Consider the following 15,696-nt stretch of genomic DNA (forward strand, 5'->3'; position numbering starts at 1 on the left):
GGTATGCTTATTTCTTATTTTCCTGTCTGTCTTTTATCGCATCTATCTGCTGGCACAGGTCGTTGAAGATGTCTTCGATCTCGCCGATGCCATCCACGGCCCTGAATTTGCCCTGCCCGGCGTAATAGTCTGCCACGGGCGCTGTCTTGGTGTTGTATTCCATAACGCGCTTGCGGATCAGTGCCTCGTTCTGGTCATCGGGGCGCCCGGAGGTCTGGCCCCGCAACAGCAGGCGCGTGGTCAGTTCCTCATCATCCACGCGCAGGGCGATCATGCACGAAATCTCGGTGCCGTTTTCCTGCAGCAGCTTGTCGAGGCTCTGGGCCTGCGGCACGGTGCGCGGGAAACCGTCGAATATAAAGCCGGCCGCATGGCGGTGCTCCTTCACTTTGTTATCGATCATGCCAATCACCACCTCGTCTGGAACCAGCAGGCCGTTGTCCATCTGTTTTTTTGCCTCCAGCCCCAATCTAGTGCCGGCGGCAATCTCTGAGCGAAGCAGATCACCGGTAGAGAGGTGAATCAGGTTGTATTTTTCTATCAGTTTCTGGCTTTGAGTACCTTTACCGGCACCCGGAGGTCCGAACAAAACGATGTTGAGCATATCTTAGCTAAATAACGGGGGCAAATGTATGGTTTATATATGTTCTTTCTAATTCATGGGCGGGGCAGGCCATTGCAGGCGCCTCAAAAGCCTGCTAACGCGGCAACCGGCCTGCAGGGTTACGGAACGATCTTATATATGTCGCGCAGGTTGCGGCCCAGCCCATTGTAATCCAGGCCATAGCCCACCACGAAGTCATTTGGGATCGGCTTGGCCACGTATTTTATATCCAGGGGGTGCTGCAGGCAGTCTGGCTTCAGCAGCAGCGTGGCCACCTCCACCGAGGCCGGGTGGCGCTCCCGCAGCTGCTGCAGCAGGCCGTGCACCGTATGCCCGGTGTCCACGATGTCTTCCAGCACGATCACATGCCGGTTCTGTATGTCCTCGTTCAGCCCCAGCACCTCTTTCACCCTGCCCGTGCTTTTGGTATCCTGGTAGCTCGAGAGGCGGATAAAGGAGACTTCGCAGGGAATGGTGACGCGCTTCAGCAGATCCGCGGTAAACATGAACGAACCGTTGAGCACCGCCAGGAACAGGGGTTGCTTGCCGGCATACTCCTTGTCCAGCTGCTCGGCCAGCATTACGATGCGGGCAATGATTTCTTCCTCGAAAATATAGGTTTTAAACTCGCAATCGTGTAGTTGAATGGTACGCGGATCCATGTGCTGTTTGTTAGGTGCCTGTACAAAGATAAGTATAATTAAAAAATAAGCCCAACACAATGGTTGGGCTTATGCAAACTATGCGCTCTGCAGCTCTGTATTCTCGCGCTGCGAAACATCCGGGGGATATATAAATATTGCCCCCGGTGCGGTATGGCGCTATAATTTCACTGGCAAGGACGTCAGCACCACAGTGTTTTCGGCGTTGGCCCCCACCTTTGCTGTTTCCGGGTAAAGCTCTTTCACATCCAGGTTAATCGGCTCCAGTTCGATGGGCGCCTCCGGGATGGCCGGCTCCTGCTCCAGGGCGATATGCGGCGCGATCACCAGCGACACGATCGACATCAGCTTGATGAGGATGTTCATGGATGGGCCGGAAGTGTCTTTGAAAGGATCCCCGACGGTATCGCCGGTAACGGAGGCTTTGTGCGCGTCCGAGCCTTTGTACTCGATCACGCCGTTGATCTCCACGCCTTTCTCAAACGATTTCTTAGCGTTGTCCCAGGCACCGCCGGCATTCGACTGGAACATGGCCATCAACACGCCCGACACCGTTACGCCGGCCAGCAAGCCGCCCAGCACCTCAGCCGAGGATGTGTCCGGAAACACGCCTTTAAAACCAAAGCCCACGATAAGCGGAACCGTCAGGGCGATGGCGCCCGGCAGCATCATCTCGCGGATAGCCGCCTGTGTTGAGATGGCCACGCATTTCTCGTACTCCGGCTTGCCCGTTCCTTCCATGATGCCCGGGATCTCGCGGAACTGCCGGCGCACTTCGTGCACCATCGCCATGGCCGCCCGGCCCACGGCGGCTATCGCCAGCGCCGAGAATACAAACGGAATCATAGCCCCAATGAAAAGGCCCGCCAATACCGGCGCTTTGTACAGGTCGATGCTCGAAATGCCGGCAATGCCCACGAAAGCGGCAAACAGGGCAAGCGAGGTCAGGGCAGCCGAGGCAATGGCAAAGCCTTTGCCCGTGGCCGCCGTGGTGTTGCCCACCGCATCCAGTATATCGGTGCGTCCGCGCACCTCACTCGGCAGTTCGCTCATTTCGGCAATACCGCCGGCGTTGTCGGCAATAGGCCCGAAAGCGTCGATGGCAAGCTGCATGGCCGTGGTGGCCATCATCCCCGCCGCCGCGATGGCTACGCCATATAAACCTGCCGCTGCATATGAAAACACGATGCCGGCCGCCAGCACGATGATTGGAAGCACCGTAGAGTGCATGCCCACGGCCAAACCAGCGATGATATTGGTGGCGTGTCCGGTGGAGGACTGCTGCACGATAGAATTAACCGGCTTCTTCCCCATTGCAGTATAGTACTCCGTGATGATACTCATCAGGGAACCCACCACCAGGCCCACCAGCACCGCCATATACACGCCGTTTGCGGTAAAGTCGAAGTTGCGCAGATTCAGGTTTTCGGGCAGCAGCCACTGGATAACAAAATAGGAGACGACGGCCGTCAGCGCCACCGAGATCCAGTTGCCGCGGTTCAGGGCCGCCTGCACATCGCCGCCTTCCTTTACACGCACAAACAGCATCCCGATCAGGGAGAAGATAATGCCCAGGCCGGCGATCAGCATGGGGAGTATCACCGGCGAGATGCCGCTGAAGTTGTCCTGCACCTCTACCTCGCGGCCCAGCACCATGGTAGCCAGGATGGTGGCCACATACGAGCCGAAGAGGTCAGCGCCCATACCGGCCACATCACCCACGTTGTCGCCCACGTTGTCGGCGATGGTGGCGGGGTTGCGGGGGTCATCCTCCGGGATGCCAGCCTCTACTTTACCCACCAAGTCAGCGCCAACGTCGGCGGCCTTGGTGTATATACCACCGCCCACGCGGGCAAAAAGCGCTATACTCTCCGCACCGAGCGAAAAACCGGTCAGCACTTCCAGCGCACGCTCCATCTCTATTCCGTTCACATCGGCGCCGGTGCTGTACACGAACATATAGTAGAAGGTGATAAACAACGAGCCCAGGCCTAGCACGGCCAGGCCGGCCACGCCCATGCCCATCACAGAGCCGCCTGCAAAAGACACCTCCAACGCCTTTGACAGGCTGGTACGGGCCGCTTCGGCTGTGCGCACGTTCGCCTTTGTGGCAATCCGCATGCCGATGAAGCCCGCCAGGGCCGACAGGAAGGCGCCGATGATAAAGGCAACCACGATCAGCGGGTGAGAGCGCTCGCCCGTATAGCCTAGGTAAAACAGGAACATGGAAGCGATCACGACAAAATAGGCCATCACCTTGTACTCTGCCTTCAAGAAAGCCATCGCGCCGTCCGATATATAGCGGGCAATGGTACTCATGCGTTTGTTACCGGAGGGCTGCTTTGTGACCCATGCCGACCTGAACCAGGTGTACAGGAGCGCCGCTAATCCGAAACCGGGAATTGCGTAAAGGATACTTTCCATATATAGCGTTTAGGGTTTTAAGGATAGTAATATATAGTTATTAAAGAAAAGTGATTCCGAAGACTTTTCCAAACACTTCCTACCCATTCCTTCGCCGCCACCCGCAGGCTAGGCGCCTCCTTCAGAATAAGTTACAACATCAACACCTATAATTGTGCGTTCCAACGCATCCCTGGAAAAGAGAATTGTTCCTCAGCGCAAAAGCGGCAGGCCTTCTTACCGATCTATACCCCAGATATATAACAGCTTACAAAATAACCAGCACCTGCCTCCCTCAGAATCAACACGCGCAGTTTTAAGATTCTTCAGCTGCTTCCCTGCCGTGCACCCTGCGAGAGGCGCTGTTGAAATATTTTCAGACCATTTGTTGTTTAAGGCGGCTGAGATGCCGCTTCAGCTAATCCTGCCCCTGCTCTCGCCTACACACACCGAATCTGCCGTGCAGCCAGCAAAACCCGTTTGAGTTGCCGCACTTCCATTTGCAGCAACTTCATATAAGCCGCTTCTCTATTGGAAGGAGATAACCTGCTTCTATGGATAAAGCTTTGGGAGGACATGGCGGCACCTCGTGTTCCCGTGGGCATATCGCTACAGTTTCTCCATCAGCACTTTATATAGCGCCACCATGCTCTCGATGTCTTTTTTGTGCACGATCTCATGCGGGGTGTGCACGTTGTCTTCCGGGGCGCCGATAAAGCACCAGTCCCAGGGATAGTCGCTGCGCTGCAGTTCCTTGGCATCGCTGCCGCCGGCCCCCTCCACCTCCAACTGAAAGGAAATGCCTGACGCCTTGGCAATCTGTATGATCCGCTGCACATAGGCGCGGCGCGGGATCAGGCTGTCGCGCATGGAGATAGCCACGCCCTTCCCTGCCAGCACGCCCTCCGTCACCCAGGTGATGTCGGACACCAGGGCCTGTTTCACGCCGTACTGCTCGTGGATATACCGGGAGAGGTAAGACACAGAGCCGCCGCCGTGCTCTTCCCAGGAGCTGAATGCGATGATGCCATTCTCCAGCGTCTCGGCCACCTGCAGGGCGCTCCAGACGCCGAGGCGGTTGTCCAGGTTGCAGCTCTGTACGGTCTCGTCGGTCTCCCGGAAGTCGCACTTGAACACGAGCTCGGTGCCGCGCTCAATTTCCCGCTCATATATATACTGAAGTTCCTCTGCTTCTTCGTTATATACCAGCGAGCACTCGATCTTGCCCTGCGCGTCCTCACCCGTCAACCGGTAGCCGTTTTCGATGGCGGGGCCGCCGATCTTGACCAGTTGCCGGCCGTAGCGTACCGTGAATCCGATGGAGTCCATGTGCGCGAAAATTGCACTCCGGGGTGTACCGAACACCAGCAGGATGCAATCCTGGAAGGCATCGCCGCGGAGCACCTCAGGCTGCTGTTTCCAGCTGCTTTTGTGCTCGTTTATATAGCTTAGAAGAAATTCGGCCATGTTTTGCTCGTTGCCCGATGGGGCATGGATTTTACAGAGCTGCTCCAGAAGTTTCATAATTATTTTCTTTTTATGGAATTCAAATTTAGGAGATATGTTGTACTTTTAGAATCAACGGCCCCTACCCTTGCAAAAGGCTCTGTTAAACCCAGATTATTTTGATTTATTCATGAAGAAGTTATTCTTTATCATCTTCAGTTTTGTTGTACCGGCTTTGGCTGTAGCACAGAACACGGCAGCCCCCACCGACACGACTGCCATGCGCCAGGTCACCATCGAGTCGATCGAGGTGATTCCGGAGGCCGGCAAGGTGAAGGGCATGCTGCTGCTTGACAAGGATATCCAGTATGAGTTAGAGGGTGCCGTAGACAATATGTACAATTTTAAGTACGAACGTGCCGAGAAGCAGTTCAAGTCAATGCGCCGCCGCTACCCGGAGCACCCGCTGCCTTACTTCCTGATGGGGCTGAGCCAGTGGTGGAAAATTGTGCCGACCAACATCCAGGCGCTGCAGTACGACGATCTTTTCTTTGCCTATATGGACACCACGATCCAGAAGGCAGAGGAGATGTACGACGAAAACGAGAAAGACTTCGAGGCTTCCTTCTTCCTGGCCGCCGCCTACGGCTTTACCGCCCGCCTGCACTCGGAGCGCAGCAACTGGCGGAAAGCCACCATCGCCAGCAAGCGCTCGCTCGATTTTATGGAGAAAGCCAAGGCCGGCAATGGCCTCAGCCCTGAGTTTCTCTTCGGTGAGGCCCTCTTCAACTACTACTCCATCTGGATTCATGAGAACTACCCGATGCTGCGCCCGGTGCTGGTCTTCTTCCCCAACGGCGACAAGCGGCTCGGGCTGAAGCAACTGGCCTATGTGGCCAACACCGGCTTCTATACCGGCACCGAGTCAAAGTTCTTCCTGATGAAGATATATGCCAACGAGGAAAACAAGATGGAGGAGGCCTTGCAGTTGTCCCAGAGCCTCGCCCTGAAATACCCCGATAACGCTTACTTTCAGCGCTTTTATGCCCGCCTGCTGTTTGTGCAGGGCTACTTCACGAAGGCCGAGCAGGTGTCGCTGGACATCCTGGCCAAACTGGACCAGAAGATGCCCGGGTACGAGGGGGTGAGCGGGCGCTATGCCTCATATATCCTGGCGTACATCAACCAGCACAAGTACCGCAACTTTGACAAAGCGGAGCAGTATTACAAAAACTCCATTATGTTCGCGGAGATGACGAATGAGCGGGACTCCGGCTACTTCATCAACTCTTACCTTAACCTGGCCCGCATCGCAAAGCTGCAGAAGGACCCGGCTGCCGCCAGGCATTATTATGGCGTGGTGATGCAGATAAGCGAGAAGAAATCGGACAGCTACAAGGAGGCAAAGACCTACCTGAAAGAGCTGAAGAAAAAAATGAAAAAAGAGCAGCGCAAGAAGGCTAGGAAAAAAGGCTGAGAAAGGTTTGCCGGTGCGCCTGCAGCGAATAGCGCGCCTGCACCCACGCCTTGCCGGCCGCTCCCATTTCGGCGCGCGCCTCAGCGGAAAGAATGAGTTGCTCCAGGCGCTCGTACCACTCCTGCTCTGTGTTACATATATAACCGGTGGCGCCGTCCCTCACCGCCTCTTTGTTGGCACCCACCCCGGAAACCACCGCCGGAATGCCCAGCGCCATATACTGCAAGGCCTTGAAAGCGCATTTGCCCCGGGCCCACTCCGTGTCCGGCAGCGGCATCAGCCCGATGTTCAGCTGCAGCAAATCAGGGATTTCCGTCTCCCGCCGCCACTTTTTGAATACCGTAGCCTGCATATTTAACTGAGGGGGCCGGTCCGCAATGATATATAGCTTGAAGCTGTACTTTTGCTCCAGCCGCTGCAGCGCCGGCGCTATCAGTTGCAGATAAGGCAGCGTGGAGTGTGAGCCGATCCAGCCGATCACCACCTCCGCTGTCTGCTGTTGTTTCTGTTCTATATATCCCTTTTCCGTATCGAGCACGCTTGGCAACAGTACCGCCGCCGGGTTATACCGCCGGGCATAGTTTTGGAGGAAGCCGTTCCCGCAACTTACCTTGGCACTCCACCGGCAGATAGCTGCGGTTTTCCGGGGCCACCTGAGCTTTGCAACCCAACTGTTTTCTCTGGTGGTGCTTGGCAGCCAAATGGCATCATCAAAGTCATATATGATTTTTTTCCGGAAGACTTTCGCCGCCACCCACTCAAACCAGGGCGGCCCCACGGGCGTGGCTTCGCGGTGTATGAACACATAGTCGTACGTAGGCAGCCGGGCCAGCAGCAGCAAGCGACGCAGCAACCCAAACAGCAGCCCAAACGTTTTCTGCAGAATATAGCCCGACTTATATAGAATCCCCCAGGCACTTTGGCTCCAGAACGGCGCCAGTTTATATATGATTCCCCGCTCCTGCAGCAGCGGCAGCCACTGCTCTACCCGGTAGCGTTGTGAGGCTGCCTGCCCCACCGGGTAAGGTACCACGAACAGCACCCTCACCGCTGCTGCTCCCCGCTTTGCCCGAAGAAATATTCATATGCCTCCCGTATCCGCTCCGGCGACCTGTATTTCCGGGCCAGTTTCGGGATCTCCCGCCGGTGGTTTGGGTCGTTTATGATCTGCTGCACCTGCTGCAGGGCCCTCTCCAGGCTCCCTTCCTCCTCCAGGCAGAACACAGCGCCCCCGCCTTCCCTTTTAATGATATCACTGTCGTCGCCTACTCCCTCTGTCAGCAGCACCGGCAGGCCGCTGGCCCAATATTCCCCGACCTTGACGGGGGAACAGTACCGGGCGGAGGGGTACGACTTGATGGTTGCGAAAGCAAAGTCGGCGGCAGAAAGGTAAGCCGGCACCTCAGCATGCGGGACAGAGGCTATATACACCTTCGCCGGATCTATATTGCTCTGCCCAAGGTACTGCCTTATCTCATGCTCCGGCTGTGGCGACAGGATGATCAGCCTGAAATTAGGAATGGTTTCAAAGCAGCGTCCATATATCCGGAAAGCTTCCTGCTGATAGTACAGCCCCCCGTATTTGCCGACGTAGATGCCAATAGTTGCTTCCTCAGGGATGCTTAGTTGATGCCTTAAAGATATTCTGTCAATTCCAGCAAAAGCAAACAATTTGAAATCCACTGTATTCCGATTTACAAAGATTTTAGAAGCAGCAATCAGTTTCTGATGCATCAGTTTCTTCTTGTAGGCTTCTGAGACAACCAATACCCCCTGCGCCCTTCTGACCTGTTCCTTCTCCCATTTTTTTTGGTATACATACCTTGGATCATACATATTCCACACCTTGTTATCAAGCATATATGCTGCATGCGGCTCGCAGAATGCGACAAAAAAAGGAATGTTGATTTTTAGTGAAACCAAATAGGCTAAGGAGCCCGACAAGGTTCCTATAGCAACTAGCTGCTGTACATGCTCATCCTGTATCAGTTTGATCAGTTGCTTTGGCAAGATCAGGAAATCAGTAATCTTGGAGAGCAGGTTGATGCGATGCGGTCTCAGATAGATCGGGCAGTGCTTTACTTTCTCAGGAAGCTGTAATGAAGAAACGGGAATAGATAGAGGATTCACCTCACGCTCCAGCGTGACAAGCAGCACTTTGTGAAAATGGTTAAATGCTATAATCCTGTTTAAATGCGTCAGCGTCGCCCCCTGCGTCAGGCCGTCATGCAGGCTCCAGTAATTGAGAATCAGAATTGTCACTTTGCAGCCTTTAACTCTGCCTCATAAAAACCTACTAACTGCTCTATATGCACTGCCTTTGAAAATCTTGTAGCATGTTGGTAAGCTAACTTTGAGTAATGCTTTACTTGCATTTCCTGTTGGTAGAGTTCCATAATTTTTTCTATACAGTCCTGGTGGTCATTAAGATCAAAGTAAAGTTGTTTATTGCCTGATATCTCTACTAAAGCATCTATAGCAGGCACAATACAGGGTAAACCTACCGCCATCGCTTCAGCCATGGCCAGGCAGAAACCTTCGTATTGTGTAGCCAAAACAAAAGCATCATATTCTTTCAGGATCATCCAGGGTTGAGGATGGCTTCCCATCAACCTGACATTTTTGACTCCGTTCACTTCGATGTATGTTTCCAACTCCCCTCTCTGACTTCCCTCCCCATATATATCTAAAGAAATATTATACCCATCAAGAGCTTTAAGACACTTAATCAGGAACAAGTATCCCTTTTGAGGCCTAAGATTACCGACAGAGACCAGCTTAAATTTATCTCCCCCAAAATTCGCCTTCTGTGCTACAGCCTTGTAATACTCCTCTCGAATAAAATTATATAATACAGATGCTTTGCCTGATAAATTTATATGAGCATTATAATCAGAAAATGCTGCATTAGATACAAAAAGAGCATGCTGATGTGTTGAATACGTTAACTTTTCAAGATATTTACTCAGCCTATTTGGCTTAAATGCATCATCAGTCATAATAGTATGCACACTGAATATATGTGGCAGCTGTTCTATGTTGGCTAATCTGGACACAACTGTTGGCCAAAAAAGATGAGAATGGATTAGGTTAACCTTATGCTTTTTGATTATTCTGTATAACCTAAGGCTGATTAGGGGTATGCCGTTTTTTTTTCGAAGCCCCAGACACTTAACATATAGAACATTGTTTAATTCCTTCTCCAAAGTCGCAGGTTCTTGCAGGTAAACAACAATGTTTTTAAAAACAGGAGGAAGAGAATTTATATAGTTAATAAACATTATTTCAGCTCCACCTCTGCCCAAAGTTTCAACTACATGTAATATCGTAGGCATTAAATATATTTTAACTTATCACATGAAAAAGCCTAACATCTTGTTTGTTGGCAATTATAACAGGAGAGACTATGTCGATTTGTTGCTCAAGAGCAAAAACGAATTCAATTTCTTTTTTCTCGAATTTTCTTCCCCCAAAGAAGTTAAGAACCATTATTTTAAAACCTATGGCAAGTGCATCTTCTGGAAAGATTACCGTGACGCTTTTGATCTATTAGATAAAATAAAACCGGCTAAAGTTCTCTTTCTTTTTATTGAAGCTTATAACCACGTTGCATTAAATACAGCCTGCAAACTTGTCAGCATTCCAACCTTCCATTTGGAGCATGGCTTAAGAGCGGATTATACGCTTAGCTTAGGTTCAGAACGCATACAAAGCACACCACCCGATACGCATTTGCAACTACTGAACTCTTTAAACATACTTCTTAATTTTAAAGATAGATGGAAAACAAGATTATTTTTACTGAACAGCATCAAAAGATTTCCTCCACCTGAAGCAGAATTCATAAAGGAGTTCATAAAAATAAGATCTAAGCATAATTTCTTAGACACCGCTGTTTACATTAAATCACACGAAAGGCAGCCAGCTTTTTATATTTCTTTCAGTGAGAAAATATTCTGCACCCATCAGGAGTATGATGTCCTTTCTGATCAACAGAAAGTTTACTATATAGGCATTCCATACTTTGATAAATTAGCCTCCATTATTCCTGCTACACCAATAAGGGCTGTGCTTTTAATCGATCAGCCATTGGCAGAGCATTCCCTGCTCAATTGGACGGTACAAAAAAAACGACAGTTCATCCAAACTTTAACCCAGGTGTGCTCTAATAATCATTATAAACTTTATGTGAAACCACACCCTGATCAAAATATATTATTGTGGCAGCAGCGCCAACAGGAAGTTGAAATAATCAATGATGAGCAGCTTTTGGCTCTTGCACCCGCTATACCGCTTATTTTAGGGTTCTATTCAACGCTTTTGATGCCATTTGCCGCCTTTGCACATACAACCGTTGTCACTTATGAAGATCATCCTGCAGGTAATTTTTTAGTATCCAAGCCATTTACAGAGGCCGGCGTGGCCCAGCCCATATATGACCTGGAAGAGCTGCACAGCATCCTGCAGAACCTGAAGGCACTGCACCAGAAGCAGTTGCCGCACAAGGCTAAATTCACCGAAGAGTGGATGTACAAATTTGACGGGAAAGCGGGGGAGCGCCTTCGGGACATTCTGCTGAGCGATGCGTTGTAAAACAGAAGAGGCTGCGTCAGGCAGCCTCTTCTGTTTTACTATGTTGATATGTTGAACATTACGCTTCGTGCGAGGCAGGAAGCTGGATTTTATCCTTGAAGTACTCCAGTGTGCGCTTCAGGCCTTCGGCACGGTCCACTTTTGGTTCCCACCCCAGTATCTCCCTTGCTTTGGTGATGTCTGGCTGGCGCTTCTGCGGGTCGTCTTTCGGCAGCGGCTGGTACTCTAACTTCAGTTCCACGCCTGTCAGTTTACAGATTTCCTCCGCAAATTCCTTAATGGTGATCTCAGAGGGGTTGCCCACGTTCACCGGCAGGTGATAGTCGCTGAGCAGCAGGCGGTAAATACCTTCTACCAAGTCATCGACATAGCAGAAAGAGCGCGTCTGGCTACCGTCCCCGAAAATGCTGAGCGGTTCGCCCCGCAATGCCTGGCTCAGGAAGGCTGGCAGCACACGTCCATCGTCCAGGCGCATGCGCGGGCCATAGGTGTTGAAGATGCGCACAATGCGCGTCTCCAGCCCGTGGTGCATGTGGTAGGCCATGGTCATGGCCTCCTGGAAGCGCTTCGCCTCATCGTAGCAGCCGCGCGGACCCACCGGGTTCACATTTCCCCAGTAGTCCTCCTGCTGCGGGTGCACCAGCGGGTCGCCATATACCTCCGAGGTAGAGGCGATCAGCATGCGCGCGCCTTTGGCCTTGGTCAGGCCGAGCAAGTTGTGCGTTCCCAGCGACCCCACCTTCAGTGTCTGGATCGGGATCTTCAGGTAATCAATCGGGCTTGCCGGGGAGGCAAAGTGCAGAATATAATCCAGCTTGCCCGCCACGTGCACGAACTTCGACACGTCATGGTGGTAGAACTCGAAATTCGGCAGCTTAAACAAATGCTCAATGTTGTCGAGGCTCCCTGTGATCAGGTTGTCCATCGCCACCACATGGTAGCCCTCTTTGATAAACCTGTCGCAAAGGTGAGAGCCCAGAAAGCCGGCTCCGCCTGTAATCAATACTCTTTTTCCTGTCATATTCTATAGGGTAGCGTCTAACTGCTGGGGCACCTGCTGCTTCACGCCGATGCCATAGTAGGTAAACCCTTTTTCCATCATATCAGCAGCCTCGTAGATATTCCTACCGTCGAACACCACTTTGTCTTTCATCAGTTTGCTCACCACGTTAAAGTTCGGAGAGCGGAACTCCGGCCACTCCGTCACCAGCAGCAGGGCGTCTGCGTCGATCAGGGCCTCGTACTCATCCTTACCGTACTCAATGGAGTCTCCCAGCATATGCTCGGCCTCTTTCATAGCCACCGGGTCGTAAGCACGTACTTTGGCGCCCTGTTCCAGCAACTTCTGGATAATCACCAAAGAAGGCGCCTCGCGCATATCGTCTGTCTTCGGCTTAAAGGACAGGCCCCAGATGGCAAACGTCTTGCCCGCGAGGCTTCCGCCGAAGTGGTTGTAGATTTTATTGTACAGCACGGACTTTTGGTTCTCGTTCACGTCTTCCACGGACTTCAGCACCTTCATCTCATAGCCGTTCTCAGAGGCCGTTTTGATCAGGGCTTTCACATCCTTCGGGAAGCAGGAACCGCCGTAGCCGATGCCCGGGTATATAAATTTGTTGCCGATGCGCACATCGCTGCCGATGCCTTTGCGCACCATATTCACGTCGGCGCCCATGATCTCGCAGAGATTGGCGATGTCGTTCATGAAGCTGATCTTAGTGGCCAGCATGGCGTTGGCGGCATACTTGGTCATCTCGGCAGAGGGAATATCCATGAAAATGAGCGGGTGGCCGTTCATCAGGAAAGGCTTGTAGAGCTTCTTCATCACTTCCTGCCCTCTTTCGGAGGCCACGCCCACCACGATGCGGTCTGGCTTCAGGAAGTCCTCGATGGCGGCTCCCTCCTTCAGGAACTCAGGGTTCGAGGCCACATCAAACGGAATGTCTACGCCGCGCGCCTCCAGTTCCTCCTCAATGGCGGCGCGCACCTTGTTGGCCGTGCCGACCGGAACCGTGCTCTTGGTAACCACTACAATGTAGTCGTTCATGTGCTGCCCGATGCTTCTGGCAACCGCCAGCACGTACTTCAGGTCAGCGCTGCCGTCCTCGCCCGGAGGGGTGCCCACCGCAATGAAAGCCACATCGCAGCCATGGATGCTTGTCGACAGTTCGCTGGCGAATGAAAGGCGCTCCTTTTGGGTATTGCGGATGACCATTTCCTCTAAACCCGGCTCATATATCGGCAGGATGCCTTTTTTCAGGTTTTCAATTTTCTTCAGGTCGATGTCGATGCATGTTACATCAATCCCGACCTCAGCAAAGCATGTTCCTGTCACCAGGCCTACATATCCAGTACCAACTACAGCGATTCTCATAGATAATTCAATCTTAATATGGCTACAAATATAAATCTATTCTACTAAAGCTATCTATTAGCAAGGTCGATTTTTAACTAACCCGCACACTATCAGGACATATACTTTTGCCACCACCGCTGAAAGACAAGCAGCATCCATGCCGTATGCTGCACAAGCCCCGCCTTTTCGGAGCCCAGGAGGCAGCGTATCTGCTGCACCTGCTGCACATCGAAAACGCCCTGCGCCCTGACGAACTCCTCTGAAAGTAGGTCGTTTACCAGGCACCTCCCCTCCGACTGTAAAAAGGCACGTAGTGGGATTTCAAAGCCCTGCTTCGGGCGCCTGTGTACCTCGTTCGGCAGCAGGTCCTTAAACGTGTCGCGCAGAATTTTCTTCTGTTGGCGCTCATCTATTTTAGACGAAACCGGCAACGAAAAGGCAAACTTTACCAGCCGGTGGTCCAGGTACGGGCTGCGAATTTCAAGGCCGTGTGCCATTCCCATCAGGTCTATCTTCGGGAGCATGTCGTTTGCAAGCACCATCCGCCAGTCCGCACAAAGTACGTTATTGATATCATAAAGGTTTTTATTGATATAGTCCAATAACCGGCTTTTACGGGCACGGTACAGCCGGCTCTGCGCCGCCTGCCGGTTCAGGGGGGCAAGCAGGGCCAGCGCCTCATCTTCCTGCTGCCAGGAGGCCCACAGCCAATAGCGTTCCGCCGGTGGCAGCCGGGCCCCGGCGGCAAAGCGCTGCAACTGCCGCACCTTATTTGCCGCAAACGAGTTTCTGGACTTCGGCAGCACGTCCCATATAAACTTGAGCTTTTCTACGGTGCTCGCCTTAAAGCCCCCCTGTAACACCTTAAACTCTGCCCGGTGCTTGTTATACCCGGCAAAAAGCTCATCAGCGCCGTCGCCGCTTAGCACGGCCTTTACCTCCTGCCCTACGTGCCTGCTCAGGGCAAATACCGCCAGCGCCGAAGAATCCGCAAAGGGTTCGCTCAGGCTGTCTAACATGCCGGATAGGTTTTGATACAGCTCAGCGTTCGAAAGGCGCAGTTCGGTGTGGTCGGTGCCGTGCTTGTCCGCCACGAGCCGGGCGTAGCGGGTCTCGTCGAAGAAGGGCTGGTCCGGGAAACCGACGGCGTAGGTTTTGAGCCTCGGAACCTGCTGCGCTGCCAGCGCGACAACCACCGAGGAGTCGATGCCGCCGCTCAGGAAAGCGCCTACGGGCACGTCGGCTACGAGCCTGTCGGAGACGGCCTGCTGCAACAGCTTCCTGAGCTTGGCCTGCTGCTGTATATAGGAAAGCGGATTATGCGCCACCTTCTCCCCGTCGAAGGGCAACCGGTACCACACATTCTCCTGCACCCGCTGATGCCTGATATATAACGACTGCCCGGCCTGGAGCTTTTTCACCCCCTGCAGCATGGAGGCAGGCGCCGGCACATATGTCAGTTGCAGGTATTGGTAAAGCGAGGTGTAATCCAATTCACGTGGAACGCCTAGTCGCAGCAGGGCGATGAGTTCTGACCCAAACAGGAACCTGTCCGCGTCTTTGTAATAGAGCAGCGGCTTTTCGCCGTAGCGGTCGCGGGCCAGGAACAGGCTCTCCTCCACGGCATCATATATGGCCAGCGCGAAGAAGCCCGTCAGCTTTTTCAGGCATTCCTGGCCAGCGCGCGCATACAGGTGCAGCAGCACTTCGGTATCAGAGTCTGTGCGGAAGGAGGCGCCTTTAGCCTCCAGCTCCTTCCGGAGCTTGCCGTAGTTAAATATCTCGCCGTTGAAGACGAGAGTGTAGCGCCCGTCGGCGCTCGTGAAAGGCTGGTCGGCGGATGCGGTGGGCGCAATCAGGGAAAGCCTGCGGTGGCCGAGCCCCAGGGGGCCGTGGAGATACACGCCGCCGGCGTCCGGGCCGCGGTGCTGCAGCGAGGCCACAGCCGCTGGCAGCCGCTCCAGCGCGCCCCGGCCGGCTTCCGTAAATGCATATACTCCTGTTATCCCACACATACCTGGCCGTAAAGGTAAACCATAAAATTTACCCTTGCCTGCCTGTCGCATTACGGTGCCTAAATTTAATCCCGGCCGGCCTTCTTTTTTAGCCCCATCCAACAACTTGCCTCCGTATATAAAGTATATTAAGAAGACAA

General features: G+C 52.9%; 12 protein-coding genes. 2 read left to right on the plus strand and 10 right to left on the minus strand.

Annotated features, from left to right (window positions below; all coding sequences use genetic code 11):
- Window positions 1–7: 7 nt before the first annotated feature.
- The 4 genes from ABD920_RS20810 to ABD920_RS20825 form a co-directional block, all read right to left on the minus strand.
- Window positions 8–604: an adenylate kinase gene (locus ABD920_RS20810; RefSeq protein WP_345161882.1), complete on the minus strand. Its 597-nt coding sequence runs from the start codon at window positions 602–604 to the stop codon at window positions 8–10.
- A gap of 119 nt (window positions 605–723) precedes the next feature.
- Window positions 724–1,266 (minus strand): hypoxanthine phosphoribosyltransferase, encoded by a 543-nt coding sequence (gene hpt / locus ABD920_RS20815; RefSeq protein ID WP_345161884.1) that lies wholly within the window; start codon window positions 1,264–1,266, stop codon window positions 724–726.
- A gap of 159 nt (window positions 1,267–1,425) precedes the next feature.
- Complete coding sequence (locus ABD920_RS20820) at window positions 1,426–3,690, minus strand: sodium-translocating pyrophosphatase (RefSeq protein WP_345161887.1); 2,265 nt, start codon at window positions 3,688–3,690, stop codon at window positions 1,426–1,428.
- A 588-nt stretch (window positions 3,691–4,278) separates the two neighbouring features.
- A complete protein-coding gene (locus ABD920_RS20825) occupies window positions 4,279–5,193 on the minus strand; it encodes a M20/M25/M40 family metallo-hydrolase (protein WP_345161889.1) in 915 nt (304 codons plus the stop codon).
- Window positions 5,194–5,305: 112 nt separating this feature from the next.
- Here ABD920_RS20825 and ABD920_RS20830 point away from each other — a divergent pair, with 112 nt between their 5' ends.
- Window positions 5,306–6,592: a tetratricopeptide repeat protein gene (locus ABD920_RS20830; protein WP_345161891.1), complete on the plus strand. Its 1,287-nt coding sequence runs from the start codon at window positions 5,306–5,308 to the stop codon at window positions 6,590–6,592.
- On the opposite strand, the gene ABD920_RS20835 is transcribed toward ABD920_RS20830, so the two are convergent.
- Genes ABD920_RS20835 through ABD920_RS20845 form a run of 3 tightly spaced genes read right to left on the minus strand, consistent with a single transcriptional unit; the run spans window position 6,576 to window position 9,927 of the window.
- Entirely contained in the window at window positions 6,576–7,640 is a 1,065-nt protein-coding gene (locus tag ABD920_RS20835; protein ID WP_345161893.1) for a glycosyltransferase, read from the minus strand. The two genes, ABD920_RS20830 and ABD920_RS20835, sit on opposite strands and share 17 nt — an antisense overlap.
- Complete coding sequence (locus tag ABD920_RS20840; protein ID WP_345161895.1) at window positions 7,637–8,854, minus strand: glycosyltransferase family protein; 1,218 nt, start codon at window positions 8,852–8,854, stop codon at window positions 7,637–7,639. The genes ABD920_RS20835 and ABD920_RS20840 overlap by 4 nt, the downstream gene beginning before the upstream one ends.
- Window positions 8,851–9,927: a glycosyltransferase gene (locus ABD920_RS20845; protein WP_345161897.1), complete on the minus strand. Its 1,077-nt coding sequence runs from the start codon at window positions 9,925–9,927 to the stop codon at window positions 8,851–8,853. Before ABD920_RS20845 ends, ABD920_RS20840 begins: the two co-directional genes overlap by 4 nt.
- A 22-nt stretch (window positions 9,928–9,949) precedes the next feature.
- Between ABD920_RS20845 and ABD920_RS20850 the strand changes: the two genes are divergently transcribed.
- A complete protein-coding gene (locus ABD920_RS20850; RefSeq protein ID WP_345161899.1) occupies window positions 9,950–11,185 on the plus strand; it encodes a polysialyltransferase family glycosyltransferase in 1,236 nt (411 codons plus the stop codon).
- A gap of 58 nt (window positions 11,186–11,243) precedes the next feature.
- Here ABD920_RS20850 and ABD920_RS20855 read toward each other — a convergent pair whose 3' ends face one another.
- From ABD920_RS20855 to asnB, 3 genes are all read right to left on the minus strand, one after another.
- Window positions 11,244–12,206 (minus strand): UDP-glucuronic acid decarboxylase family protein, encoded by a 963-nt coding sequence (locus ABD920_RS20855; protein WP_345161901.1) that lies wholly within the window; start codon window positions 12,204–12,206, stop codon window positions 11,244–11,246.
- A gap of 3 nt (window positions 12,207–12,209) precedes the next feature.
- Window positions 12,210–13,559 carry a UDP-glucose dehydrogenase family protein gene (locus ABD920_RS20860; protein WP_345161903.1) on the minus strand — a complete coding sequence of 450 codons (1,350 nt, stop codon included), beginning with the start codon at window positions 13,557–13,559 and terminating at the stop codon, window positions 12,210–12,212.
- Window positions 13,560–13,651: 92 nt separating this feature from the next.
- The gene (gene asnB / locus ABD920_RS20865) at window positions 13,652–15,556 is read right to left on the minus strand and encodes an asparagine synthase (glutamine-hydrolyzing) (RefSeq protein ID WP_345161905.1); all 1,905 of its coding nucleotides are present in this window, start codon (window positions 15,554–15,556) and stop codon (window positions 13,652–13,654) included.
- Between the last annotated feature and the right edge of the window lie 140 nt (window positions 15,557–15,696).

The sequence above is a fragment of the Pontibacter saemangeumensis genome (assembly GCF_039541895.1).
Taxonomy (GTDB): Bacteria; Bacteroidota; Bacteroidia; order Cytophagales; family Hymenobacteraceae; genus Pontibacter; species Pontibacter saemangeumensis.

What these genes read in the sequence shown, in the direction of transcription:
- ABD920_RS20810 (WP_345161882.1), bottom strand. Translation starts at nt 604, where the DNA reads ATGCTCAACATCGTTTTGTTCGGACCTCCGGGTGCCGGTAAAGGTACT.
- hpt (WP_345161884.1), bottom strand. Translation starts at nt 1,266, where the DNA reads ATGGATCCGCGTACCATTCAACTACACGATTGCGAGTTTAAAACCTAT.
- ABD920_RS20820 (WP_345161887.1), bottom strand. Translation starts at nt 3,690, where the DNA reads ATGGAAAGTATCCTTTACGCAATTCCCGGTTTCGGATTAGCGGCGCTC.
- ABD920_RS20825 (WP_345161889.1), bottom strand. Translation starts at nt 5,193, where the DNA reads ATGAAACTTCTGGAGCAGCTCTGTAAAATCCATGCCCCATCGGGCAAC.
- ABD920_RS20830 (WP_345161891.1), top strand. Translation starts at nt 5,306, where the DNA reads ATGAAGAAGTTATTCTTTATCATCTTCAGTTTTGTTGTACCGGCTTTG.
- ABD920_RS20845 (WP_345161897.1), bottom strand. Translation starts at nt 9,927, where the DNA reads ATGCCTACGATATTACATGTAGTTGAAACTTTGGGCAGAGGTGGAGCT.
- ABD920_RS20850 (WP_345161899.1), top strand. Translation starts at nt 9,950, where the DNA reads ATGAAAAAGCCTAACATCTTGTTTGTTGGCAATTATAACAGGAGAGAC.
- ABD920_RS20855 (WP_345161901.1), bottom strand. Translation starts at nt 12,206, where the DNA reads ATGACAGGAAAAAGAGTATTGATTACAGGCGGAGCCGGCTTTCTGGGC.
- ABD920_RS20860 (WP_345161903.1), bottom strand. Translation starts at nt 13,559, where the DNA reads ATGAGAATCGCTGTAGTTGGTACTGGATATGTAGGCCTGGTGACAGGA.
- asnB (WP_345161905.1), bottom strand. Translation starts at nt 15,556, where the DNA reads ATGTGTGGGATAACAGGAGTATATGCATTTACGGAAGCCGGCCGGGGC.